Origin of the sequence: Pseudomonas sp. RW10S2, from assembly GCF_014268985.1 — a bacterium.
GTDB classification, from domain to species: Bacteria; Pseudomonadota; Gammaproteobacteria; order Pseudomonadales; family Pseudomonadaceae; genus Aquipseudomonas; species Aquipseudomonas wayambapalatensis.
On sequence record NZ_JABWRO010000043.1, the window covers coordinates 1 to 22,367 of the forward strand.

A 22,367-nucleotide genomic window follows, 5' to 3' on the forward strand; every position below is an offset into this window, starting at 1 on the left:
GGGCGGGGGCGACCGATGGCGCGGGTATAGATGTAGAGGCTGAGGCTGCCGAGGAAGGTCCCGAAGAAGACCAAAGTCACGGTGAAGGGTGTCCAGTGCTCAAGCACACGCTTTAGATTCTTGCGAAATACCTGGGCGAAGGTCGGGCGCACACGATGTGCACGGGGAGTAGGTTGCGGGGTATTGCTCATTTCACTCGCCTGTCCATGGTCTGTAACACAAAGCCCGGGAATCTATCACGCCTGCGGGCGATAGTTCCCAGCTCGGGCCTCTGCGATGCACCCTGCATCCAATGCTGGGTTTGATAGCGCTCGCGACGAAAGCCCCTAGGTGTCACTCCCTTTATCGACCGCTACCTCCCCGCGAACGATCGCCAGTTGCCCGTCGATCATCGCCTTGCTCATGCCACTCAGGTAATACATGGCACGCATCAGGGGCTCGGCGTCGCGCGGCGTGTTGAGGGCGCGATGGGTGAGTTCGGTCACGCACCCCAGCATGCTCGAAACCTCCATCAGCGTTTCCTTGGGCGGCAGCCCGGGTATCGCCTGCACCCAGGCCAACCGCGGTGGGCGGCGGATGCGCGGTACTGCGCTGACCACTTTCAGGCCAGCGTTCCTGTTCGATTGATCGTCGTTATCCATGCGTCCCCCATCGAGAATCGGTAGCGCTTCCAGCGCTGGATTGAAAAGTGCCCGCCGCATCTCTCCCGCACGCCTGTAGCCCGACCCACGCGAACCCGGCGTGAGTCTCTGCCCGTAAGCTGAAAGCGTGAAGATGAAATGCGGCGGGCACGGGCAGATTAGAAGGCCAGACGGGCCTGCACAACAGCGCAACCCAGGGAAACGTGATCCCAAGAAATACCCTACGCGACAATAGGAAGTTTCACGATATTTGTGCACATTCGCCCCTTTCCACCTCGCTTATCTGATCTGTTCAGGCAACCGGAAACGGCTGGGCGATTGTCCGGCATGCTTGCTGAACGCCACGCTGAACGCGCTGGCCGAACCGTAGCCCACCCGCTCGGCGATCTCGGCGACAGACAACTGCCGGGCCCTGAGCAACTGCTTGGCGACCTCCATGCGCCAGGCCAGCAGATGCGCCATTGGCGCCACGCCCACCGTTCGCGTGAAGCGCTCGAAGAACGCCGAGCGGGAGAGCGCGGCAATGCTCGCCAACTGATCGACACTCCAAGGGTGATCGATACGTGCGTGCAACTGATTCAGCACCGGCGCCAGGCGCCCATCCGCCAGCCCCCGCAGCAACTCGACCGGGGCATTCTCGATCGCGACCAGGCGCATGGCTTCGATCAGCAACAACTCGACCAGGCGCGACAAGGCGAACTCGCTGCCTGGCTTCTGCTCCACGGACTCCTCGCTGACCATTTGCACCAACTGCGACAAGCGCACCGAGCTCCTGACATGCACGACGGTGGGCAGCAGGGCTATCAGTAACGCCGGATCGGTGTCGTCGAACGCGAAGGAGCCACCCAACGAGCACATGTCCGCTGGGCCTTGCGTCCGGCCATAGCGTACCTGTGAAACGTTGTGAAAATCACCCGATGGAACATCTGCCAGTCCTGGGCCTCCCACACTAACGCAGGGCGAAAGGCGCGCTGCCCATGAAAACCCGGAGGCATGTTCCGTATGAAAAAGATCCTGATGGTGCTGACATCCCACGACCAGCTCGGTAACACCGGCAAGAAAACCGGCTTCTGGCTGGAGGAATTTGCCGCCCCTTACTACGTGTTCATCGACGCAGGCGCACAGATCACCCTCGCCTCACCCAAAGGCGGCCAACCACCGCTGGACCCGAAGAGCGACGAGCCCGACGCCCAGACCGACGCCACGCGCCGCTTCCAGCAAGACACAAAGGCGCAGATGGCCCTGGCCGACACAATTCCGTTGGGAGAAATCGACCCTTACGATTTCGACGCCGTGTTCTATCCAGGTGGTCATGGGCCGCTGTGGGACTTGGCCGAGGACAAGGATTCGATCACCTTGCTCGAAGCCCTGTATGCCTCGAACAAACCCATCGCTGCGGTTTGTCATGCGCCGGGCGTGCTCAAGCAGGTCAAGGCAGCGGACGGCCAGCCGGTTGTGAAACGCAAGCGCGTCACCGGTTTTACCAACAGCGAGGAAGAAGCTGTCGGGTTGACCGATGTGGTGCCGTTTCTGGTGGAGGATATGCTCAAGGCCAACGGCGGTGAGTACTCAAAGGCAGCTGATTGGACGAGCTACGTGGTCGAAGATGGCCACCTGATTACCGGCCAGAATCCCGCTTCGTCCGAAGCAGCGGCGCAGGCGTTGCTCAGACGTCTGGCGCACGAGCCAGGCGCCTGAGACGAATGGCACAGGCGCGATCCGCTCCCGCAGATGACGATCCCTGTAGGAGCGGGCTCGTCCCGCGATCACCGGCAAAGCCGGTGCCGTCCCCCACAACCGATACAAACGGATTCACATCACCGCCACCCGGCGGCTGGCAACCCCACCCAGCATCGGTGACAATCGCCCCTCATGCCCAAGCCAGGACGCCCCGCATGCTCACCACCCTCGCCATCGGCAACTACCGCTCGATAAAGCACCTCGTCATGCCGCTAGGCCAACTCAACCTGGTGACTGGTGCAAACGGCAGCGGCAAATCCAACCTGTACAAAGCCCTGCGCCTGCTGGCCGAAACCGCTCAAGGCGGCGTGATCGAAGCCCTCGCCCGCGAAGGCGGCCTCGACTCGACCTGGTGGGCCGGCCCGGAAACCAGCGCCCGCATGAAGCGCGGCGAAGTGCCCATCCAAGGCCAGCACCCGACCGACGTCAGACGCCTGCGCCTGGGCTTCGCCACCGAGGATTTCGGCTTCGCCATCTCCCTGGGCCTACCCATCCCGCTGCCCTACCCGAGCGCCTTCATGCTCGACCCCGAGATCAAGTGCGAAGCCATCTGGGGCGCCGGCACCTACCGCCCCTCCTCCCTGCTGGTCGAACGCAAGAACGCCCTGGTACGTGCCCGCGAAGGCAACAGCTGGTCCGTGCTCGACCAGCATGCCGACAGCAGCGAAAGCTTCTTCAACATCGTCGGCCGCCCCCGCCAGGCCCCAGAGATCGGCGAGCTGCGCGCGTTCATCAACAGCTGGCGCTTCTACGATCACTTCCGCATCGACCGCGACGCCCCCTGTCGCCAGCCACAGCTAGGCACCCGCTCACCCGTGCTGCACCACGACGGCCGCAACCTCGCCTCGGCACTGCAGACCATCATCGAGATTGGTGACGTCGAAGACCTGGTTGCCGCTCTGGATGACGCATTTCCCGGCAGCCGCCTGGAGATCGATGCACCACCCGGAGGGCTGTTCAGCGTAAGGCTTCACCAGCACGGGCTGTTGCGCCCGCTGGGCGGGACGGAGCTGTCGGACGGCACCTTGCGTTATCTGTTGCTGGTCGCGGCCCTGCTGACGCCTCGACCACCGTCACTGATGGTGCTCAACGAACCGGAAACCAGCCTGCATGCCGACCTGCTGCCAGCGCTGGCGCGCTTGATCATCCGCGCCTCGCAACGCAGCCAGGTGTGGGTGGTGTCGCACAGCAGGCCGCTGATCGACGCGCTGACCGCGTGTGAGGGGTGCAATGTGCTGGAGCTTGAGAAGGATCAGGGGCAGACGCAGTTGCGTGGGGTCGGGTTGCTGGATGAGCCGCTGTGGCGGTGGGTGGATTGAGCCTTCGAAACACCACCGCTCCCAGTGCCGCTCTTCAACATTGCTAGCCCGCTCTCCAGACCATTGCACACCTGCTTCCCACGGGAAATCCGTGTTCATACTCTTCATTCAACAGTGTTGACAGCCTTTCATCGACGCATTGGTCGGATTCAATCTGAAAACCGAGACGAGCGTAGAACGGAGCATTCCACGGTACGTCTTTGAAGGTTGTGAGAGTCAGCGCATGCAGCTCATTGATCTCAACATAAGCCTGCGCCGCTTGAACGAGCTGTCGCCCTATGCCCTGCCCTTGCAGGGTGTGTCGAACGGAAAGTTCATGGATATGAAGGTCTGTACCGTAGATACCGGCATTGAGAAATCCTTGCGGGCGATTTTCAGCATCGATGGCCACCCAGCACGTCGAGCGCTCGATGAGCTCAAGATGCCGTTCAACCGGCATAGGAGGAGAATCAGCGAGCCAGCTTAACCCTTCAAACACACGAAAGGCTTGCGCGGCAGAACGCTCGATTGAGAGTAAGAGGCTCGCATCCTCTGGCACAGCAACGCGGACAGTCGTAAACATAGCTACCCGAAATCTGGATCGCGGGATGAAAGCCTGGAGCCCCCTAGTATCAGCAAGGCTTTGACTATTTGCTGCGCCGCTTCGGAAGTGGCGCTGCCACTGGCGTTAGCATTCGATGCCAACGATCCATTGGGTCTTGGCCGCATTGCTGCGGTCCAGATCAGGGCGCCGCACGGCAGGCTGAGTGCAGCCCCGCGGTACGATATACGGCTGAGCGACCGCAGCCGCTTCGGCGAGCTCCATCGGCTTGCCATCGTCACGTTCGACGGTGATGAAGAACGGCTGGTAGAACGGAATGATGTAGGCGTCGAGGGTATAGCGCGCACCATTGGCCTCAAGGTTGGCGTGGTACTCATCGAAACGGGTCAGGCGACTGGTGTCGAGCTTGTCCTGCACCGCGCAACCGACCATGAAAAGCCCGAGCAAGGCACCGCCGCACAATGACATCGTGTTCATTACAACTCCTTTTGAGGTTTGCCCGGATGGACGCGCCGGGACATTAAAGGCGTGCGTGGTGGCCGTCAAGCGAGCGGCACTACTTGAGCAGCGGCATGTTAGGGATCACAATCACCGCGCTAAAAAAAGGATTAAGACAAAAGGATCATTGCCTTGAACAAGAAACAACGCGACGAACTCAGTAAGTATCTCAGCTATGTGCTACGCCATGCTCCGCACTCCATCGGCTTGACCCTGGACCGCGAAGGTTGGGCCGAGGTGGATACACTATTGCGTAATGCCGCTGAGCAAGGACGCAGTTTTGACCGCGCCGCCCTGCACGACGTGGTTGAAACCAACGACAAGAAGCGCTTCACCCTTTCGGACGATGCGCGATATATCCGCGCCGCCCAAGGCCACAGCACGACTCAGGTCGCCCTCCAACATGTCGAAAAGACCCCACCCGCCCTGCTCTACCACGGAACCGCCAGCCGTTTCATGGCGTCCATCGAGGTACAGGGTCTGGTTGCCGGTTCTCGCCACCATGTGCACCTGAGTGAAGACCCAGAAACGGCGCTGGGCGTGGGTAGACGCTACGGAGAACCCGTATTGCTGGTGATAAATACATCGAAGATGCGCGAAGCCGGCGCGCGTTTCTACCAAGCGGACAATGGTGTGTGGTTGGTGAATGAGGTACCGGTGGGCTATTGGAGTCGAGGGTAGCAGGAGCGGTAAATGGCTTCACTCTGACAAAAAAGTTTCGAGGGAATGAAAAGCATCACGATTAATGGGATCAACTAAAGCCAGCTTACTCACATCCTATAACCCAGGCATCAGCAATTAAACTTCCGTAAAGTACATCATACTCGTCACCCCCTTGAAGCTTGTCCTGGCTCTTGCAGCATCCGAAAAACAATTCCCCTATCAACATGAACGCCACCTAGGCTAGCCCCTATGGCGGCGCCACATTTCATTTAAAATTATTAACAGTCGCGAATAAATGAGCAATGGCACACTCAGTACCAACATTGCGTTTTGTGTGTGTATCTCCATAGGAACAAGGGTATCCACACGCTGACTCGCTGAAGCCTCAGAGAACACCTTTGCGGAGAGATGGCTCGTTATTTTCAGAACTCCTGAAATAACAACTTTCACTTGCACCATCCGACCATCAACCCTGAAACCATTTTCAAACAACTCTATATCGGATTCATTCAAGGGCAATTTGTACACGCTCGCCCCCAATAGTAAATCGCTTTGAGGCTCTGGATATTCGCCGTAGCCGGAGGCCTGCAGGCTCTGCAAATACTTCTCAATTGCCACAATTCCGCTCACTGCTCTAGCCCTTTTAAAAACTCGCGCAGTCCTTCTTTCGTTGCAGGGAAACTGAAGGAAAATTTTTCTCCTACTTTTCCCGCCCCCAGCGCGGCTCCCTCTTCCGATGCATAATAACCTCTGAGCGTGACAGTCTCCCCCCCCTTTAGCTTGAGTGTAAGCTAAAAGCTCCTTAAGCGGCCCCACAAGCTCCGCAGCTCCATCGGAGCCATGACCTATAAAACCTTTCGATGTCCCAACAGCAAAATCGTCGAAAATAACTTTACCGGCCTTCAGAGTTACTTTTGGTGAATATATGGTTCCCACACCGTTAGCCGCATCAAATGAAATCTTCCCGAGGTCTTTAGCACCTGCACCGCTATCTCCAGCGCCCTCCGAATAAACGGCACCCGGATTCAGCTGATGCTCGGGAGTGACGTAGATCTCCCTCCCCGGCTGCCCATCAAGCTGATTGCCGCCTGTATGCGATGTGCTGGTCGGCTGCTCACCGCCAGCATAGCCCCCGCTGCCGGGATTCTGCTTACCCGCTTCGACCAGCAGACCTTCGTACTTCTTCAAACTCGGGTCAAGCACATGTATCGGCAAGCCGACGTTTTCAATGGCGACATCCAAAATCAGCTTAACCATTTCGGCACGCTGATTCAGGTCGCGCACATTCGACTCGATCGAGTCAATCGCACTCGATACCGCCGCCTGCATCTCGGGCTGGCGCTCGGGAGGTAACTGAGTGGCAGTCAGCGTGGTCGCGAGTGCCCCCATCAGTACATAGCCGGCCCAAACGGCAGGGACGATGTTTTGCTGGCTTTGTTGCACAAGGTTGGCGCGATTCATCACGCTCAAGATGCCGAGCACTTTTTCCGGATCGTCTGCCCCGATGGCAGTCAGGCTTCGAGCGACGAGCTCAAAGTCCTGGGTCCGCTCGCCTGGTGCCACCTTGTCCAGAAGTGCATTGATGGTGGCGGCTCGGGTTTCCTCATTTCGGCTGCCGATCTGGCGGGTGAGTTCGCGTGCGACCAGCACACGATTAGCCTTGTCACTTCCCGCTCCAGTGCCTAGCACGGTCCCAACCACAAACAGGTCAGTGGCGGCCAGTACCGGCCTTATGACGTGGCCCTGGCCTTCGCGCTAAGCCTGCGCGTGCACGACAGCGCCGATCAACTCCGCAGGCTGGCGCGGCGCCTGGTCGACAAGGTCTGCCTCGAGCACCAGCCGAACATGAAGCGCCTGGCCCGCGAGCCGGACGACGCGAAGGTGTTCGATGCCGCGCTCAAGATCATCAACCGGGTGTGCGACCTGCTGGAGTACGCCCCAGGCACCCGCTTTGTGCGCAATGGAGGCGATGATGGCTCTGACGCAGCAGCAGCGTGACGAAAAGCGCAGGGCCAAGGCCGAGCGCTTGCAGGAAGAAGACCTGCGCTTGAAGGTTCGACCAGGGACTAAACAGGCCCTGCTGTAACTGATGGAGTGGGCCGGGATCGAGGAACAGGGCGAGGCGATGACGCTGATGATTCATCACGTCGAAGCGCTTGGGCACTATGCACTGTTCAGGATCACGCGCCACGAAATCGAAGCTCACCGGAATGTGGCGCGCACCGAGTCGTTGCGGCTTTCGGCCAGGAAGCGAACAGGCCAGCACCTGCGAGCGATTTGCGGGTGGGCCGATGCTACCCAGGGGCAGATCATCGAAGCGCTGGTTCACGGCATCCATGTCCTTGGCCGGCAGCACGCGACGAAGTTTCTGACCCCGCCGCGGCATGAGATCAGCATTTCGCCGCGCCTGGCCCTAGCCTTCGACCGGAAAAGCATGCTGATGATTCGGCATGATCCGGGCGACGAGATTATCGCACCTGGCTTAGTCCGCACTGTTGCCTTACAACTTGCCAGCGAAGATTCTGCCTATGACCGTGGCGTCCACAATGGGCGCGCTTTTCCCATGTGAACCGGGCAAGGCACAACTAGCCTCACTAAGCAACAACACCTGAGCTATCAACGACTACTTTTTGAGGGCGTCATCTAGGCGCAGTCTAGAGTCTGTAGAAAGCAAACTATATTGATGGAGACTTAAGAACCTCCCATCTTTGAATTCCACATCGCGCAAAGTCCCTTCAAGCTTGAATCCAAACTTCCTCAAAAGAGCGCAACTGGGCTCATTCTCCGGCTCAACATCTGCATGAATACGGTGCAAGCCCATTGTGTTGAATCCGTAGTCAATCATTGACGGCAGAGCCTCAGATAGTAGACCGCGACGCCAGTACTCCGGCATCAACCAGTACCCTATCTCTGCTTTTCGGTGGTCATGGCACACATTGTTAAAGCCGCAAGCCCCTATCAATGATTGGTTGTTGATTAGTGATATTCCCCACCATATGCCAGACCTCTCGGTGACGATTCGCTCAAACCACCGCATTTGCTCTTCAGTCTCGGCAAGGCTCGAATATGAAACACCATAGTGGGCGATCACTTGGGGGTTGGAAAGCGCCTTGTACACATCGCTTATGTGTGAAGGAAGTATCTTTCTAAGTGAAATTCTTCCTAACAAAAACTCGGGAAATACTGTGAGCACTTCGATAAGTCCGCTGACAATGTGTCGTTAAGTTAACACAGGCGCTGCCCATTTTTACCATCTAACCCATGCCGCATCCGGCCACGGAGGGCGGCGCATGCATGGAGTACCGCAATGCAAGTCGAGACCTCGACCGTCACCAAGCTGCTGATCACCGGCGCCGAAGGCCTGGACCCGATCAGCGTCTACCTCGAAGACTTCGAACCCTGCAAAGGCAAGATCACCGTCAGCTGCTACGACAAGACCTGGCACGCCTACTGGGGCGGCATGTGGGATGGCCTGACCATCGGCCAGTTCTTCTGCAAGCTGCACGACGCCTACATCATCGGCTACTTCGACCGGTCGCTGAGCTCTCGCCGGTTCAGCGCCGAGGCCCTGGCCGACAAAGCGCGGAAGGTGATCGTGCAAATGCGGCGTGACCGGGACCTGGACGCAGAAGACGCCCGGAACATGCTCGACGAGGCCGAGGATGTTCGCCACACCAGCTCGCTTGATGAGTGCGGCGGCGCCCACCGCGAGTTCATGCACCGCGTGTTCGGTGACGACTGGTGGAACCTGCCGGCCGACGCCATGGACCCCAACCCGGACTGGGCCTACCTCTGCCGCATCATCGCGACAGTGCAGCTGGCCCTGGCCAAGCAGTACCCGATCGCCGCCTGACGCATCGATCAGGATTCATGACTTGAAGCACACCTTCGGTCGCCGACTGCGCGCCGCAGGCGTTACTGAAGAAGATCGGAAGTCACTGCTCGGGCACAAGAACGGCAGCATCACCAGCCACTATTCCGGCGCTGAGCTGGGCAAGCTGATTGAGGCTGCGAACATGGTATCAACAACTGACTCTCGCGGGCCGGTGTTGACGATCTTGAAGAGGAAAATCGGATGAAGTCCCGAAAAACTCCCCACACGCAGAAATGAAAAAGCCACCCTAAGGTGGCTAAGTCATTGGGATTATTGGTCGGGACGGAGTGATTCGAACACTCGACCCCTTGCACCCCATGCAAGTGCGCTACCGGGCTGCGCTACGCCCCGACTCTATTCTCAATACCGCTGAGAACGGTAAGAAATCTAACCTAACCTTTTGAATAATGGAAGCTTTTTTTTAAAAAAATCCACTCATCGCCAAGCAGGTCACTTCTTCAACACCACCAGCACATCCTCCAACTCCGCAATCATCTGCCGAATCAGCTGCTTGTACTGGGTCGTGTCATCCTTGGCCTCATCACTGGACATGCGCAAGCGCGCACCGCCGATGGTGAAGCCCTGGTCATACAGCAAGGCGCGGATCTGGCGGATCATCAACACGTCTTGACGCTGATAATACCGTCGGTTTCCGCGGCGCTTGACCGGGTTGAGCTGCGGGAACTCTTGTTCCCAGTAACGCAGCACATGCGGTTTTACCGCACAGAGCTCGCTGACTTCACCAATGGTGAAGTAGCGTTTGCCCGGAATGGGGGGCAGCTCGTCGTTATGGCTTGGTTCCAGCATAGGCCTCAACCCGGGCTTTCAGTTTCTGCCCTGGACGAAAGGTGACGACGCGCCGCGCGGTGATCGGGATCTCTTCCCCTGTCTTGGGGTTGCGGCCCGGCCGCTGGCGTTTGTCGCGAAGGTCGAAGTTGCCGAATCCGGACAACTTGACCTGCTCGTTCTCCTCAAGCGCGTGACGAATCTCTTCGAAAAACAACTCGACCAGCTCCTTGGCCTCGCGCTTGTTAAGCCCCAGCTCCTCGTACAGCCTTTCGGCCATCTCAGCTTTCGTCAGAGCACCCATGCCGTTATTTCCTTAACGTGGTGTTCAACCTTTGTTCGAGCGAGGTGAGGATATTTTGCAGGGTGGTGTTCACCTCATCGTCGTTAAGAGTGCGCGATGGATGCTGCCAGGTCAAGCCGACCGCGAGGCTTTTTCTATCAGGATCAATACCTTTACCCTGGTAGACATCAAACAGCCTGAGGTCTGTGAGCCATTCCCCTGCATTGTCACGAATTACTTCAAGCACGGCGCTCGACGCCACGTCACGTCCTGCGATCAACGCCAGGTCACGACGGGTTTCAGGGAACTTGGACAGTTCGCTGAATTTCGGCAGCCGGCCTTCGACCACTTCACCCAGCACCAGCTCGAAGACGAACACCGGACGCTCAAGGCCCAGGGTCTTTGCCAGCTCCGGGTGGATAGCGCCCAGGTAACCCACTTCCTTGCCGTCGCGCTCGATGCGGGCGGTCTGGCCGGGGTGCAGGGCTGGGTGCTTTCCTGCGATGAAGCTGAAGTCGGCGAGCGCGCCGGAGTAGCCCAACAGGGCTTCGACGTCGGCCTTCATGTCGAAGAAATCGACACTGTCACGGCCGTTGGCCCAGCCTTCCGGCAGGCGGCTGCCGGTGATCACGCCGGCGATCATCGGTTGCTGCTTGAGGTCGCCCAACTGGCCGACGAAGCGCAGGCCGCTTTCGAACAGGCGCACGCGGTCTTGCTGGCGGTTGAGGTTGTGCTGCAGCGCCTTGACCAGGCCCGGCCACAGCGAGGCGCGCATCGCGGCCATGTCGCTGGAGATGGGGTTGGCCAGCATCAGCGGCTCGACGCCAGGGGTGAACAGCTCGAACAGCTTGGGGTCGATGAAGCTGTAGGTGATGGCTTCCTGATAGCCGCGGGCGACCAGCAGGCGACGCAGAATCGGCAGTTCTCCGCGCGATTCCGAGCGAGCCTTGGGGGCCAGGCGGGCTTGCGGGTAGCGGACCGGCAGGTTGTTGTAGCCGTACAGGCGTGCCAGCTCTTCGATCAGATCGACTTCGAGGCTGATGTCGAAGCGGTGGCTCGGGATCTCGACAGTCCACACCCCTGCCCCATTGGCGCTGGTTTTCAGCTCCAGGGCGTTGAGCAGTTGTTCGACCTGGGCCGGGGCCATGTCCATGCCGAGCATCTGGCTGACGCGTTCTGCGCGCAGGGTGACCGGGGCAACCTTGGGCAGGTGCTGCTCGCTCACGGCTTCGACGATCGGGCCGGCTTCGCCGCCGACGATCTCGAGCACCAGGGCGGTAGCGCGCTCCATGGCTTCGCGGGCCAGTTGCGAGTCGACGCCGCGCTCGTAACGGTGCGAGGCATCGGTGTGCAGGCCATAGGAGCGGGCCTTGCCAGCGACCGATACTGGCTCGAAGAAGGCGCTTTCCAGGAACAGGTCGCGGGTCTTCTCGGTGTTGACGCCGCTGTGTTCGCCACCCATGACGCCGGCGATGGCCAGGGCGCGAGTATGGTCGGCGATGACCAGGGTGTCGCTCCGCAGGGCGACTTCCTGACCATCGAGCAGGACGAGCTTCTCACCCTCCTCGGCCATACGCACGCGGATGCCGCCGTTGATTTCAGCGAGGTCGAAGGCGTGCATCGGCTGGCCGAGTTCGAGCATCACGTAGTTGGTGATGTCGACGGCAGCGTCGATGCTGCGCACGTCGCTACGACGCAGGCGTTCGACCATCCACAGCGGGGTCGGCTTGCTCAGGTCGACGTTGCGGATGACACGGCCCAGGTAACGCGGGCAAGCAGCGGGGGCGCTGATTTCAACCGGGCGTACTTCGTCGTGGGCAGGCGCGACGGCCGGAACCACCGGACGGCTGACCGGGACGTCGTACAGTGCGCTGACATCGCGCGCCAGGCCCGCCACCGACAGACAGTCGCCGCGGTTGGGGGTCAGGCCGATTTCGATGCTGGCGTCGTCCAGATTGAGGTACTGGCGAATGTCTTCACCCACCGGCGCGTCGGCTGCCAGCTCCAGAAGACCGTCGTTCTCTTCGCTGATCTGCAGCTCGGCGGCCGAGCACAGCATGCCGAAGGACTCGACACCGCGCAGCTTGGCCTTCTTGATCTTGAAGTCGCCGGGCAGTTCGGCGCCGATCATGGCAAACGGAATCTTGATGCCGGGACGTGCGTTGGGGGCGCCACAGACAACCTGGAAGGTTTCCTGGCCATTGCTGACCTGGCAGACGCGCAGCTTATCGGCATCCGGGTGCTGTTCGGTGGCGAGGATCTCGCCCACCACGATGCCCCTGAACTGGCCAGCCGCCGGGGTGACGCTGTCGACTTCCAGGCCGGCCATGGACAGGCGGGCGACCAGTTCGTCACGGGAGACTTGCGGGTTTACCCAACCGCGCAGCCACTGTTCACTGAATTTCATGCTGTTCTCCTGAAGATTGCGTCGAGGTGTGGCCTAGCGGAATTGCGCCAGGAACCGCAGGTCGTTGTCGAAGAACAGACGCAAATCGTTGACGCCATAGCGCAGCATGGCCAGGCGCTCGACACCCATGCCGAAGGCGAAGCCGGAGAATTCTTCCGGGTCGATACCGGACATGCGCAGTACGTTCGGGTGGACCATGCCGCAGCCCATCACTTCCAGCCAACCGGTCTGCTTGCACACGCGGCAGCCTTTGCCGGAGCACATCACGCACTCCATATCGACTTCGGCGGACGGCTCGGTGAAGGGGAAGAACGACGGGCGGAAACGCACTGCCAGCTCTTTTTCGAAGAACACCCGCAGGAACTCTTCGATGGTGCCCTTGAGGTCGGCGAAGTTGATGTCGCGGTCGACCAGCAGGCCTTCGATCTGGTGGAACATCGGCGAGTGGGTGATATCCGAGTCGCAGCGATATACGCGGCCGGGGCAGACAATGCGGATCGGCGGCTGGGTGCTTTCCATGGTCCGCACCTGAACGGGCGAAGTATGGGTGCGCAGCAGCATGTTGGCATTGAAGTAGAAGGTGTCGTGCATCGCCCGGGCCGGGTGGTGGCCTGGGATGTTGAGCGCTTCGAAGTTGTGGTAGTCGTCTTCGACCTCTGGTCCTTCGGCGATGCCGTAGCCGATGTGGGTGAAGAACTGCTCGATGCGCTCGAGGGTACGGGTGATCGGGTGCAGGCCACCGGTGGCCTGGCCACGGCCTGGCAGGGTGACATCAATGCATTCGGCAGCCAGGCGAGCGTTCAGCTCAGCCTCTTCGAAGGCGGCCTTGCGTGCGTTGAGCACGTCAGTGACGCGTTCCTTGGCGTCGTTGATCAGCGCACCGACCTTGGGGCGCTCTTCGGCTGGCAGGTTGCCCAGGGTCTTCATCACCTGGGTCAGCTCGCCCTTCTTGCCGAGAAATTGGACCCGGATCTGTTCCAGGGTATTGATGTCTTCAGCGCGCTCCACGGCCTCTAGGGCTTGGGAGACCAGCGCGTCCAGGTTTTCCATGTACAGACTCCAGATACGAAAATAGGGGAAGAGCTTTGAAGGCTCTTCCCCTATCGATGACGTTTTACACCCACCGGCACAGGGTGCCGGCGGATGATTGTCGCGGGTACTTAAGCCAGAACGGCTTTAGCTTTCTCGACAATCGCAGCAAACGCCGCTTTTTCGTTCACTGCCAGGTCGGCCAGAACCTTGCGGTCGATTTCGATCGACGCCTTTTTCAGGCCAGCAATCAGACGGCTGTAGGACAGACCGTTGGTGCGGGCACCGGCGTTGATACGAGCGATCCACAGAGCGCGGAACTGACGCTTCTTCTGGCGACGGTCACGGTAGGCGTATTGGCCTGCCTTGATGACCGCTTGCTTGGCAACGCGGAATACGCGCGAGCGTGCACCGTAGTAGCCTTTAGCCAGTTTCAGAATTTTCTTGTGACGCTTACGAGCGATGACGCCACGCTTTACACGAGCCATGAGTAACTTCCTCTATCTTTGACCGAAATTAACGTACGCGCAGCATGCGCTCGACTTTTGCCACGTCAGACGGGTGCAGCAGGCTGGCACCGCGCAGTTGACGCTTACGCTTGGTCGACATTTTGGTCAGGATGTGGCTCTTGAAAGCGTGCTTGTGCTTGAAGCCGGAAGCGGTTTTCAGGAAACGCTTCGCAGCACCGCTCTTGGTTTTCATTTTTGGCATGTTGGAACTCCGCATTCGATAAAATTACACAATAATCATCAGGCCTGCCGTGCCCGGGAGATTACTTCTTCTTTTTGGGAGCGATGACCATCATAAGCTGGCGTCCTTCCATCTTAGGATGCTGTTCGACGGTCCCGTATTCGACGAGGTCGGTTTCGACCCGCTTCAACAGTTCCATACCCAGCTCCTGGTGGGCCATCTCACGGCCGCGGAATCTCAGAGAGATCTTGGCCTTGTCCCCATCGGTAAGGAAACGTACCAGGTTGCGTAGTTTTACCTGGTAATCCCCTTCTTCCGTCCCTGGACGAAACTTGATTTCTTTAATCTGGATCTGCTTCTGATTCTTCTTCGCTTCGTTGGCCTGCTTCTTCTTCTCGAAGAGGTGCTTGCCGTAGTCCATCACCTTGCAAACAGGCGGGACTGCGTCAGCGGAGATTTCCACCAGATCCAGCTTCGCTTCATCAGCGATACGAAGCGCTTCATCAATCGAGACGATGCCAATCTGCTCGCCATCAGCGCCAATTAACCGAACCTCGCGTGCCGAGATATTCTCGTTGATCGGTGCCTTAGGTGCAGTTCGTTTATCGTTTCTCATTTCACGCTTAATAGTCATTACTCCGATTCTTGGCGACCACGCCGGGAAACCGCATGCGACAAGAGCTCAGCGAATTGCGCGACAGGCATGGAGCCCAGGTCTGCGCCTTCGCGAGTACGCACAGCGACGGTTTGCGTTTCGACTTCGCGGTCCCCTATAACCAAAAGGTACGGGACCCTCAGCAACGTATGCTCGCGGATTTTAAAGCCGATCTTCTCATTTCTCAAGTCGGACTTGGCACGGAAACCGCTTCCATTCAGCGTTTTTTCCACTTCGAGGGCGAAATCGGCCTGCTTGTCGGTGATATTCATGATCACCGCCTGGGTAGGCGCCAGCCACGCAGGGAACACACCAGCGTAGTGCTCGATCAGCATGCCGATGAAGCGCTCGAAGGAGCCGAGAATGGCGCGGTGCAGCATCACAGGACGCTTACGGGCGTTATCTTCGGCGATATAGCTGGCATCCAGACGCTCCGGAAGGTTCGGATCGTACTGCAGGGTACCGCACTGCCAGTTACGGCCGAGGCAGTCGCGCAGGGTGAACTCGATCTTCGGACCATAGAACGCGCCCTCGCCCGGCTGGTATTCCCAGGCCAGGCCGGATTCGTTCAGGGCGTCGGCCAGCGCGCCTTCGGCGCGGTCCCACAGCTCTTCGGAACCGACACGCTTGGCCGGACGAGTGGACAGCTTCATGGCGACGTCGGTGAAGCCGAAGTCCTTGTACACGTCCAGGGTCAGCTTGATGAAATCAGCCGCTTCCTTTTTCACCTGCTCTTCGGTGCAGAAGATGTGCGCGTCGTCCTGCACGAAGCCGCGCACACGCATGATGCCGTGCAGGGCGCCGGACGGCTCGTTGCGGTGGCAGGCCCCGAATTCGGCCAGGCGCAGCGGCAGGTCACGGTACGACTTCAGGCCCTGGTTGAACACTTGCACGTGGCATGGGCAGTTCATCGGTTTTACCGCGTAGTCGCGGTTTTCCGACGAGGTGGTGAACATGTTCTCGGCATAGTTGGACCAGTGGCCGGAACGCTCCCAGAGGATGCGGTCGACGACCTGCGGGGTCTTGATCTCCTGGTAGCCATTCTCGCGCTGGACCTGGCGCATGTACTGCTCGAGTACCTGGTAGACGGTCCAGCCGTTGGCGTGCCAGAACACCATGCCCGGGGCTTCTTCCTGCAGGTGGAAGAGATCGAGCTGCTTGCCGATCTTGCGATGGTCGCGCTTTTCGGCCTCTTCGATGCGCTGGATATAGGCCGCCAGCTGCTTCTTGTCAGCCCAGGCGGTGCCATACACGCGCTGCAGCTGCTCGTTCTTGGCGTCGCCGCGCCAGTAGGCGCCAGACAGCTTGGTCAGCTTGAACGCCTTGAGGAAGCGGGTATTCGGCACGTGCGGGCCACGGCACATGTCGACGTATTCTTCGTGATAGTACAGGCCCATGGCCTGCTCGTCCGGCATGTCTTCGACCAGACGCAGCTTGTAGTCTTCGCCACGGGCGCTGAACACATCGATGACTTCGGCACGCGGGGTCATCTTCTTGATGACGTCGTAGTCCTTGTCGATCAGCTGGTGCATACGCTGTTCGATGGCAGTGAGGTCCTCGGGGGTGAAAGGACGCTCGTAGGCGATGTCGTAATAGAAGCCTTCGTCGATCACCGGACCGATCACCATCTTGGCGGTCGGGTACAGCTGCTTCACCGCGTGGCCGATCAGGTGGGCGCACGAGTGACGGATGATCTCCAGTCCCTCTTCATCTTTGGGGGTGATGATCTGCAGGGTGGCGTCGTGTTCGATCAGGTCGCAGGCATCGACCAATTTGCCGTCGACCTTGCCGGCCAAGGTGGCCTTTGCCAGGCCTGCACCAATGGATGCGGCAACTTCAGCTACGGTTACGGCCTTGTCGAACGAACGTTGACTGCCATCGGGAAGAGTAATGGTGGGCATGGCGCCTCCTCTCCTAGTGGTGACCCCTACCAAAGGTCACGTGGGTTGGGATGAGCCAGTACAAGATCCGACCTGCCTTTCCCGGGGGAAAGCCTGCCTCACAGCGGCAGAAGCCTTTCGGCCTGTCAGGGGCGAACCAGAGTGACTGGAAAGATAACTTGCGCGCTGGACGTGAGCAGCTGCAAGCCGGGCATGCTAGCACGCGGCCTGCGCCTGACGCAGAAATATTTGGAATTTACGCCGGGGCGGTGAACTTGTACGGAAAAATTCCTATCAGACCCTCTGAAGCATCCTACTCTTGATGAGACCTAAACCAAGGAGTGTCTGGTTATGCGAGTTCAGTCTCTTCTGGCCGCGTGTGCCGCGAGCGTCCTGCTGCTGCCACTGGCCGCCAACGCAGGTAACTTCCCCGCCGGCAAGGAGCAGGCGTACATGTCTCAGTGCCAGCAAGTCGCGACCGGCCAGGGCGTGGACGCCGCGACGGCGAAGAAGCACTGCGATTGCGGCGCCCAAGCCATCAAAAAGAATTTCACCGACAAGGAGATCCAGGACCTCGACAGCAAGGACGGCGTCGACGCTGCGCTGATGCAGAAGGCTCAGACCGTAGTACAGGCCGCCTGCAAGCCAAAATGATGACCCGCCGAGCCGTACCGATCGCGCATTGTTTGCGCCAGATCAGTATCCGGCTAAGGTAAAGAGCGCTACATAAGCAGAATTAGACTATGATGTTGCCGGTGCTCCGTAGCCTCGGCCGCATTGCACCACTGAAAAACTAAATGTTCTGGAGATTCACCTCATGTCCAATCGCCAACAAGGCACCGTCAAATGGTTCAATGATGAGAAAGGCTACGGCTTCATCACCCCAGCAGGCGGCGGCGACGACCTGTTCGTACACTTCAAGGCCATCGAATCCGACGGCTTCAAGAGCCTGAAAGAAGGCCAGACTGTTTCCTTCGTAGCCGAAAAAGGCCAGAAGGGCATGCAGGCTGCTCAGGTTCGTCCGGAGTAATTCGGATACCGCAGTAAAAAAACCCGCCTTCACCGGCGGGTTTTTTATGGGCTCGAGCTACCTGGACAGGCCAGCCCTCACAGGCGATCAGCCACAGTTGGCGCGAATGACCTTGCCCTGCTCATCGACGTTCAGGTTCAAACGGTCGGAGCGGTATTCCAGGGTGACGACATCATGGGGCTTGAGGATCCGGGCGATCTGCGCGCCAGTTGCCTTGCGGGCCTGCTCCAGCAGCTCGGGCGTGCCCGGCTTGCCGACGGTGAAATCGGCGCCGCTGGCACTGCAACGGCCATCCCCACCGGCGGGGGTCGCTGGCGCGGCGCTGCCGCCATCAGACGAGCCACCGGTGCTGCAACCAGCCAGGACGGCAGCCATCAGCAAGGTCGCCAGGGAAGCGCGGGTACGGAACATGAATCCTCCTAATCGATCTTGGGAACTGTCATATGCGACCGCTCCGCTTACAGTTTGTTGCAAAACCGCTCAAGTCTGCCTGATCTCGCCAGATGAGGCCAAAAGCAATCGTGACCGGATTTTGCACCGTGGCGATTGGTTAGGGCGAGCGGCCTGCTTATGCTTAAGTCGCAGCGCAACGGCTGCAAAGGCATGATTTACTTGGCAGACGTGGAGTGCGTCTCGCCTCCCCCGCGAACGCCAGGAGCCGGTGTTCGACCCCAGGCACCAGGCACAGTCGCGAGTACCCGCATGAACACCCACAGCATAGACGCCGACATCAAGGTCAAATGGGCCGAGGGCCAGAGTGCCTACAGCCCGGGCACTCCGGAAGAATTGTTGCTGATCGCCATCGACCTGCTGGTGCGCGATCGTGGCAGCGAGGCGGCGCGCAGCTTCATCGAACAGGTGTTCGAGCGCTACGCGCCGCACGACACTATTTCAATCGAGCCAGGCGCGCGCTGAGCAGGTCGAAGAAGCCCTGGGCGTCACCATTTTCGATCCACATCACGTTGGCCGGCTGCTTGAGCACGCCGTACCAGTCGGCGACAGTCTGGGCGAAGGTCGGGCCTTCGCGGCTGTCGACGGTCATGTGGATCTGCTTGCCACTGAACAGCTCGGGCTTGAGCAGGTAGGCGATGACGGTGGCGTCGTGTACCGGGCCACCGCTCATGCCGTACTTGTCCATGTCGTACTTGATGTAGGCGTTGAGGATGTCCACCACCTTCTTGCTGGCGTCGTTGCCGACAGCGGCGAGCTGCTTGAGACGTGCGTCGCTGGTGATGATCTTGTGGGTCACGTCCAGCGGCAGATACGTCAGCTTGACGCCGCTGGCCAGCACCACTTCGGCAGCGTGCGGATCGGCGTAGAGGTTGAACTCGGCCACCGGGGTGATATTGCCGCCATTGAAGTGGGCGCCACCCATGATCACCACTTCCTTGATGCCCTTGACGATTTCCGGCTTCTGGATCAGCGCCAGGGCCAGGTTGGTCTGCGGGCCGAGCATGGCGATGGTGATGCTGTGGGGCTCGGCGGCATCGAGGGTATCTACCAGATACTGCACGGCGTTGCCTTTGGCCAGAGGCTGCTTGGGCTCATGCACCGCAACCCCCGTCAAGCCTTCCTCGCCATGGACATCGGCGGCGTAGATCGGCGCACGCACCAGTGGGCGCCCTGCCCCGGCGTATACCGGAATGTCTTCACGACCGGCCCATTCGCGCGCCAGGCGCGCATTGCGGGAGGTCTTGTCGAGGCGCACATTGCCGGCGACGGTGGTGATGGCGCGGATCTTCAGCTCCTCAGGCGAAGCCATGGCCAGGAACAAGGCCACGACATCGTCGGCGCCGGGGTCAGTGTCGATGATCAGGTCACGCGGGGCGGCGAATGCACTGGCAGCAGCCATCGTGGACATAAGCACGACTCCTTGTAGCAAACGTTTGGCTTTGTTGATCAACATCCCGCTTCACTCCTTTGCTTTTATTGTTTGGTCTGTTTCAGAGGGCGCGTCACGCGATAGGCCGGCACATCCGCCGACTACCTCAGAACGTGACGCCCGCAATCAACGCAATATTGCTGTAGGGCTTGCATTCCCCCGTGCGAATCACCGCCCGCGCCCGTCGGCTCAGGGCCTTGAATTCATCATGGGGCATACGCTCGCGCTCACCGAGCAAGCCCAGCGCATGTTGCTCCTCGACCCCCACCAGCCCAGGCGGTGCGGCACTGAACATCTCGTCGGCCAACACATGCCGCTCCACCTGCATTTCGCTGAGCACCACGCGCAGCACGCTGGCAAAGTCCGGAATGCCCGGCGTCAATGCCAGGTCGATCAGCTCCACACCTGGCGGCACCGGCAGGCCGGCATCGCCGATCACCAGGATGTCGCCATGCCCCAGACCGGCAATGGTGCGCGAGAGGGCGACATTGAGCAGTGCGGTCTTCTTCATGGCGCCAACTCCTTGAGGAAGGGAATGGATGGCTGCGCCCCCGCGCGGGTGACCGAGATGGCCGCAGCCCGCTGGCCACGCACGATCGCCTCGCCCTCCTGCAGCCCGCAGGCAAGCCCCGCAGCGAAGCCGCCGACGAAGGTGTCGCCTGCCGCCGTAGTGTCCAGTGGCTTGACCTTGGTTGCCGGGAAATGACGGCTGCCGCCCTCACTGACGAACAGCGCCCCTTCGGCACCCAGGGTGACGATGACCTTGCTCGCACCCCATTCGCGCAGACGCTCGGCGGCGCAGCGAGCACTGTCGATATCGCTCACCGACAGGCCGGTCAAGGCCTCGGCCTCGCTCTCGTTGGGGATCAGGTAGTCGATATGGGCGAACCACTCCCGCGGCAGTGGGCCCGTTGCCGGGGCCGGGTTGAGGATGACCGTCTTGCCCAGCTCGCGACCGCGGGCCAGCGTCCACTCCACAGTGGCAGGCGGCACTTCGAGCTGGCAGATGATCACCTCGGCGTTGTGCAGCAACGCATCGAAGCGCTGCACCGACTCGGGGGTCAGCAGCCCATTGCCGCCCGGGATGATGACGATGGCGTTCTGGCTGGTGGCATCCACCACGATCAGCGCCACACCGCTGGATACGCCTGCACAGACGCTCACGGCCTGGCAATCGATCTTTTCTGTCTCCAGCGCCTGGCGCAACTGCTGGCCATAGGCGTCATCGCCGACATTGCCGACCATGGCCACGCTCGCCCCCAGGCGCGCGGCAGCAACGGCCTGGTTGGCACCCTTGCCACCGGGTACGGTGAAGAAACTGTCGCCGGCGAGGGTTTCGCCGCCACGCGGCAGACGCTCGGCACGGGCCACCAGGTCCATGTTGAGGCTGCCGACCACTACGACCTTGGCATGCATGGGTCTTCCTTAGCGGTAATCATTGAACAGGTCCGGGCGCGGCCCGGTGGATTCGCGCAGCACGATACGCGGCGCGACGATACGTTGCTGCGCCGCATCGCGACGCGGTGTGGCGATGCGCGACAGCAGCAACTGCGCGGCGCTGTCGCCCAGCTCGCGGATCGACTGGCCGACAGTGGTCAGCGGCGGATACACATAGCGGCTCAGCTCGATGTCGTCGAAACCGATCACCGATAGCTGGCCAGGGACGTCGATATTGCGCTCGGCCGCAGCGCGCAACACGCCGAAACCGATCATGTCGTTGCCAGCGAAAATCGCCGTCGGCGGCTCATCCTCGAGCAACTGTGCGGCCGCTGCGTGGCCACCGGGGCTGGTAAAGTCGCTGTGCAGCACGCGATTGTCCGCCACGTTCAGCCCGGCCTCGGCCATGGCACGACGAAAACCGCTCACGCGCAGTTGGCTGACGCCGGTCTCGGCCGGGCCGCCGATACAGGCGATGTCGGTATGGCCGAGCTCAAGCAGGTGGCGCGTGGCCAGATAGGCCCCCAGCTCGTGATCGATACGCACAAGGTCGGCATCGACGCCTTCGAGGGCCCGGTCGACGATGACCATTGGCGTGCGCACGGCAGCCAGGCTTTCGAGCAGGTCACGGTCCTCGCCCACCGAGGCGACGATCAGACCATCGATGCGTTTTTCCAGCAGCACCCGCAGGTAGCTGCGCTGCTTCTTCGGATCATCGTCCGAGTTGCACAGGATCACGCAATAACCGTTGCGCTCGCAGCCGTCCTCGATACCGCGAGCCAGCTCGGCGAAGTAAGGGTTGACGCTGCTGGGCACCAGCAGGCCAATGGTCGCGGTGCTGCGCGCCTTGAGCGAGCGCGCCACGGCACTGGGCACGTAGTCCAGCTCGGCGATGGCGGCCTCGACCTTCAGGCGCACGTGTTCGCTGACCGGGCGGGTCTTGTTCAGTACATGGGACACGGTGGTGTAGGAAATACCCGCCAGTGCCGCGACGTCTTTGATGGTTGCCATG

General features: G+C 60.2%; 27 protein-coding genes, 1 tRNA gene and 3 pseudogenes. 10 read left to right on the top strand and 21 right to left on the bottom strand.

Going from position 1 to position 22,367, the window contains the following annotated elements:
* The 3 genes and pseudogenes from HU729_RS11630 to HU729_RS11640 form a co-directional block, all read right to left on the bottom strand.
* Window positions 1-191 (bottom strand): annotated as a pseudogene (locus HU729_RS11630) (hypothetical protein); the annotation flags it as partial.
* 135 nt (window positions 192-326) lie between these two features.
* Window positions 327-701, bottom strand: a complete 375-nt coding sequence (locus tag HU729_RS11635) for a DUF3077 domain-containing protein (RefSeq protein WP_186710119.1) — start codon at window positions 699-701, stop codon at window positions 327-329.
* Window positions 702-920: 219 nt separating this feature from the next.
* Window positions 921-1,676, bottom strand: a complete 756-nt coding sequence (locus HU729_RS11640; RefSeq protein WP_346655297.1) for an AraC family transcriptional regulator — start codon at window positions 1,674-1,676, stop codon at window positions 921-923.
* Here HU729_RS11640 and HU729_RS11645 point away from each other — a divergent pair.
* Window positions 1,644-2,339: a type 1 glutamine amidotransferase domain-containing protein gene (locus HU729_RS11645; protein WP_186710121.1), complete on the top strand. Its 696-nt coding sequence runs from the start codon at window positions 1,644-1,646 to the stop codon at window positions 2,337-2,339. The two genes, HU729_RS11640 and HU729_RS11645, sit on opposite strands and share 33 nt — an antisense overlap.
* A 197-nt stretch (window positions 2,340-2,536) precedes the next feature.
* A complete protein-coding gene (locus HU729_RS11650) occupies window positions 2,537-3,700 on the top strand; it encodes an AAA family ATPase (protein WP_186710123.1) in 1,164 nt (387 codons plus the stop codon).
* Between the two features lie 43 nt (window positions 3,701-3,743).
* Here the strand turns inward: HU729_RS11650 and HU729_RS11655 are convergent, their stop codons facing one another.
* Window positions 3,744-4,262, bottom strand: a complete 519-nt coding sequence (locus tag HU729_RS11655) for a GNAT family N-acetyltransferase (RefSeq protein WP_186710125.1) — start codon at window positions 4,260-4,262, stop codon at window positions 3,744-3,746.
* Window positions 4,263-4,367: 105 nt separating this feature from the next.
* Entirely contained in the window at window positions 4,368-4,718 is a 351-nt protein-coding gene (locus HU729_RS11660; protein WP_186710127.1) for a hypothetical protein, read from the bottom strand.
* Window positions 4,719-4,871: 153 nt separating this feature from the next.
* Between HU729_RS11660 and HU729_RS11665 the strand changes: the two genes are divergently transcribed.
* The gene (locus HU729_RS11665; protein ID WP_186710128.1) at window positions 4,872-5,420 is read left to right on the top strand and encodes an RNA 2'-phosphotransferase; all 549 of its coding nucleotides are present in this window, start codon (window positions 4,872-4,874) and stop codon (window positions 5,418-5,420) included.
* 222 nt (window positions 5,421-5,642) lie between these two features.
* On the opposite strand, the gene HU729_RS11670 is transcribed toward HU729_RS11665, so the two are convergent.
* Window positions 5,643-7,052, bottom strand: a complete 1,410-nt coding sequence (locus tag HU729_RS11670) for a hypothetical protein (RefSeq protein WP_186710130.1) — start codon at window positions 7,050-7,052, stop codon at window positions 5,643-5,645.
* A gap of 87 nt (window positions 7,053-7,139) precedes the next feature.
* On the opposite strand from HU729_RS11670, the gene HU729_RS11675 reads away from it, so the two are divergent.
* Together HU729_RS11675 and HU729_RS11680 are read left to right on the top strand one after the other, a co-directional pair.
* Window positions 7,140-7,400 (top strand): hypothetical protein, encoded by a 261-nt coding sequence (locus tag HU729_RS11675; RefSeq protein WP_186710132.1) that lies wholly within the window; start codon window positions 7,140-7,142, stop codon window positions 7,398-7,400.
* Window positions 7,375-7,971, top strand: a pseudogene (locus HU729_RS11680) (hypothetical protein). The gene HU729_RS11675 and the pseudogene HU729_RS11680 overlap by 26 nt, the downstream one beginning before the upstream one ends.
* 54 nt (window positions 7,972-8,025) lie before the next feature.
* On the opposite strand, the gene HU729_RS11685 reads toward HU729_RS11680, so the two are convergent.
* Complete coding sequence (locus HU729_RS11685) at window positions 8,026-8,595, bottom strand: GNAT family protein (RefSeq protein ID WP_186669103.1); 570 nt, start codon at window positions 8,593-8,595, stop codon at window positions 8,026-8,028.
* Between the two features lie 114 nt (window positions 8,596-8,709).
* Between HU729_RS11685 and HU729_RS11690 the strand changes: the two genes are divergently transcribed.
* Both HU729_RS11690 and HU729_RS11695 read left to right on the top strand, forming a co-directional pair.
* Window positions 8,710-9,255 (top strand): hypothetical protein, encoded by a 546-nt coding sequence (locus tag HU729_RS11690; RefSeq protein ID WP_186669101.1) that lies wholly within the window; start codon window positions 8,710-8,712, stop codon window positions 9,253-9,255.
* A gap of 1 nt (window position 9,256) precedes the next feature.
* A pseudogene (locus HU729_RS11695) lies at window positions 9,257-9,481 on the top strand (site-specific integrase); the annotation flags it as partial.
* A 69-nt stretch (window positions 9,482-9,550) separates the two neighbouring features.
* Here HU729_RS11695 and HU729_RS11700 read toward each other — a convergent pair.
* The 9 genes from HU729_RS11700 to thrS form a co-directional block, all read right to left on the bottom strand.
* Window positions 9,551-9,627: transfer RNA gene (locus HU729_RS11700), tRNA-Pro, on the bottom strand.
* A 99-nt stretch (window positions 9,628-9,726) separates the two neighbouring features.
* Window positions 9,727-10,083, bottom strand: a complete 357-nt coding sequence (locus HU729_RS11705; RefSeq protein ID WP_054892048.1) for a MerR family transcriptional regulator — start codon at window positions 10,081-10,083, stop codon at window positions 9,727-9,729.
* Window positions 10,064-10,366, bottom strand: a complete 303-nt coding sequence (gene ihfA, locus HU729_RS11710) for an integration host factor subunit alpha (protein WP_003250679.1) — start codon at window positions 10,364-10,366, stop codon at window positions 10,064-10,066. Before ihfA ends, HU729_RS11705 begins: the two co-directional genes overlap by 20 nt.
* Window positions 10,367-10,370: 4 nt before the next feature.
* Complete coding sequence (pheT, locus tag HU729_RS11715) at window positions 10,371-12,752, bottom strand: phenylalanine--tRNA ligase subunit beta (RefSeq protein ID WP_186710134.1); 2,382 nt, start codon at window positions 12,750-12,752, stop codon at window positions 10,371-10,373.
* A gap of 33 nt (window positions 12,753-12,785) precedes the next feature.
* Entirely contained in the window at window positions 12,786-13,802 is a 1,017-nt protein-coding gene (gene pheS, locus HU729_RS11720; protein WP_054892050.1) for a phenylalanine--tRNA ligase subunit alpha, read from the bottom strand.
* 110 nt (window positions 13,803-13,912) lie between these two features.
* A complete protein-coding gene (rplT, locus tag HU729_RS11725; protein ID WP_003250671.1) occupies window positions 13,913-14,269 on the bottom strand; it encodes a 50S ribosomal protein L20 in 357 nt (118 codons plus the stop codon).
* A 28-nt stretch (window positions 14,270-14,297) separates the two neighbouring features.
* A complete protein-coding gene (gene rpmI / locus HU729_RS11730; protein WP_003250667.1) occupies window positions 14,298-14,492 on the bottom strand; it encodes a 50S ribosomal protein L35 in 195 nt (64 codons plus the stop codon).
* A 61-nt stretch (window positions 14,493-14,553) separates the two neighbouring features.
* Window positions 14,554-15,105: a translation initiation factor IF-3 gene (infC, locus tag HU729_RS11735; RefSeq protein ID WP_172964767.1), complete on the bottom strand. Its 552-nt coding sequence runs from the start codon at window positions 15,103-15,105 to the stop codon at window positions 14,554-14,556.
* Window positions 15,105-17,027: a threonine--tRNA ligase gene (gene thrS, locus HU729_RS11740; RefSeq protein ID WP_186710136.1), complete on the bottom strand. Its 1,923-nt coding sequence runs from the start codon at window positions 17,025-17,027 to the stop codon at window positions 15,105-15,107. Before thrS ends, infC begins: the two co-directional genes overlap by 1 nt.
* 330 nt (window positions 17,028-17,357) lie before the next feature.
* Here thrS and HU729_RS11745 point away from each other — a divergent pair, with 330 nt between their 5' ends.
* Window positions 17,358-17,660: a hypothetical protein gene (locus HU729_RS11745; RefSeq protein ID WP_186669096.1), complete on the top strand. Its 303-nt coding sequence runs from the start codon at window positions 17,358-17,360 to the stop codon at window positions 17,658-17,660.
* A 163-nt stretch (window positions 17,661-17,823) separates the two neighbouring features.
* Window positions 17,824-18,036, top strand: coding sequence for a cold-shock protein (locus tag HU729_RS11750; RefSeq protein ID WP_012313861.1), 213 nt, complete (start codon window positions 17,824-17,826; stop codon window positions 18,034-18,036).
* A gap of 87 nt (window positions 18,037-18,123) precedes the next feature.
* Here the strand turns inward: HU729_RS11750 and HU729_RS11755 are convergent, their stop codons facing one another.
* Window positions 18,124-18,447, bottom strand: coding sequence for an I78 family peptidase inhibitor (locus HU729_RS11755; RefSeq protein WP_186669093.1), 324 nt, complete (start codon window positions 18,445-18,447; stop codon window positions 18,124-18,126).
* A gap of 291 nt (window positions 18,448-18,738) precedes the next feature.
* Here HU729_RS11755 and HU729_RS11760 point away from each other — a divergent pair, with 291 nt between their 5' ends.
* Window positions 18,739-18,951 (top strand): hypothetical protein, encoded by a 213-nt coding sequence (locus HU729_RS11760; RefSeq protein WP_186669091.1) that lies wholly within the window; start codon window positions 18,739-18,741, stop codon window positions 18,949-18,951.
* On the opposite strand, the gene HU729_RS11765 is transcribed toward HU729_RS11760, so the two are convergent.
* The 4 genes from HU729_RS11765 to HU729_RS11780 form a co-directional block, all read right to left on the bottom strand.
* Complete coding sequence (locus HU729_RS11765) at window positions 18,923-19,888, bottom strand: nucleoside hydrolase (protein WP_186669157.1); 966 nt, start codon at window positions 19,886-19,888, stop codon at window positions 18,923-18,925. The genes HU729_RS11760 and HU729_RS11765 overlap by 29 nt on opposite strands.
* Window positions 19,889-20,024: 136 nt before the next feature.
* The gene (gene rbsD, locus HU729_RS11770) at window positions 20,025-20,429 is read right to left on the bottom strand and encodes a D-ribose pyranase (RefSeq protein WP_186710145.1); all 405 of its coding nucleotides are present in this window, start codon (window positions 20,427-20,429) and stop codon (window positions 20,025-20,027) included.
* A complete protein-coding gene (rbsK, locus tag HU729_RS11775; RefSeq protein WP_186710147.1) occupies window positions 20,426-21,334 on the bottom strand; it encodes a ribokinase in 909 nt (302 codons plus the stop codon). The genes rbsD and rbsK overlap by 4 nt, the downstream gene beginning before the upstream one ends.
* A gap of 9 nt (window positions 21,335-21,343) precedes the next feature.
* Window positions 21,344-22,366, bottom strand: coding sequence for a LacI family DNA-binding transcriptional regulator (locus HU729_RS11780; RefSeq protein WP_186669085.1), 1,023 nt, complete (start codon window positions 22,364-22,366; stop codon window positions 21,344-21,346).
* Window position 22,367 lies beyond the last annotated feature (1 nt).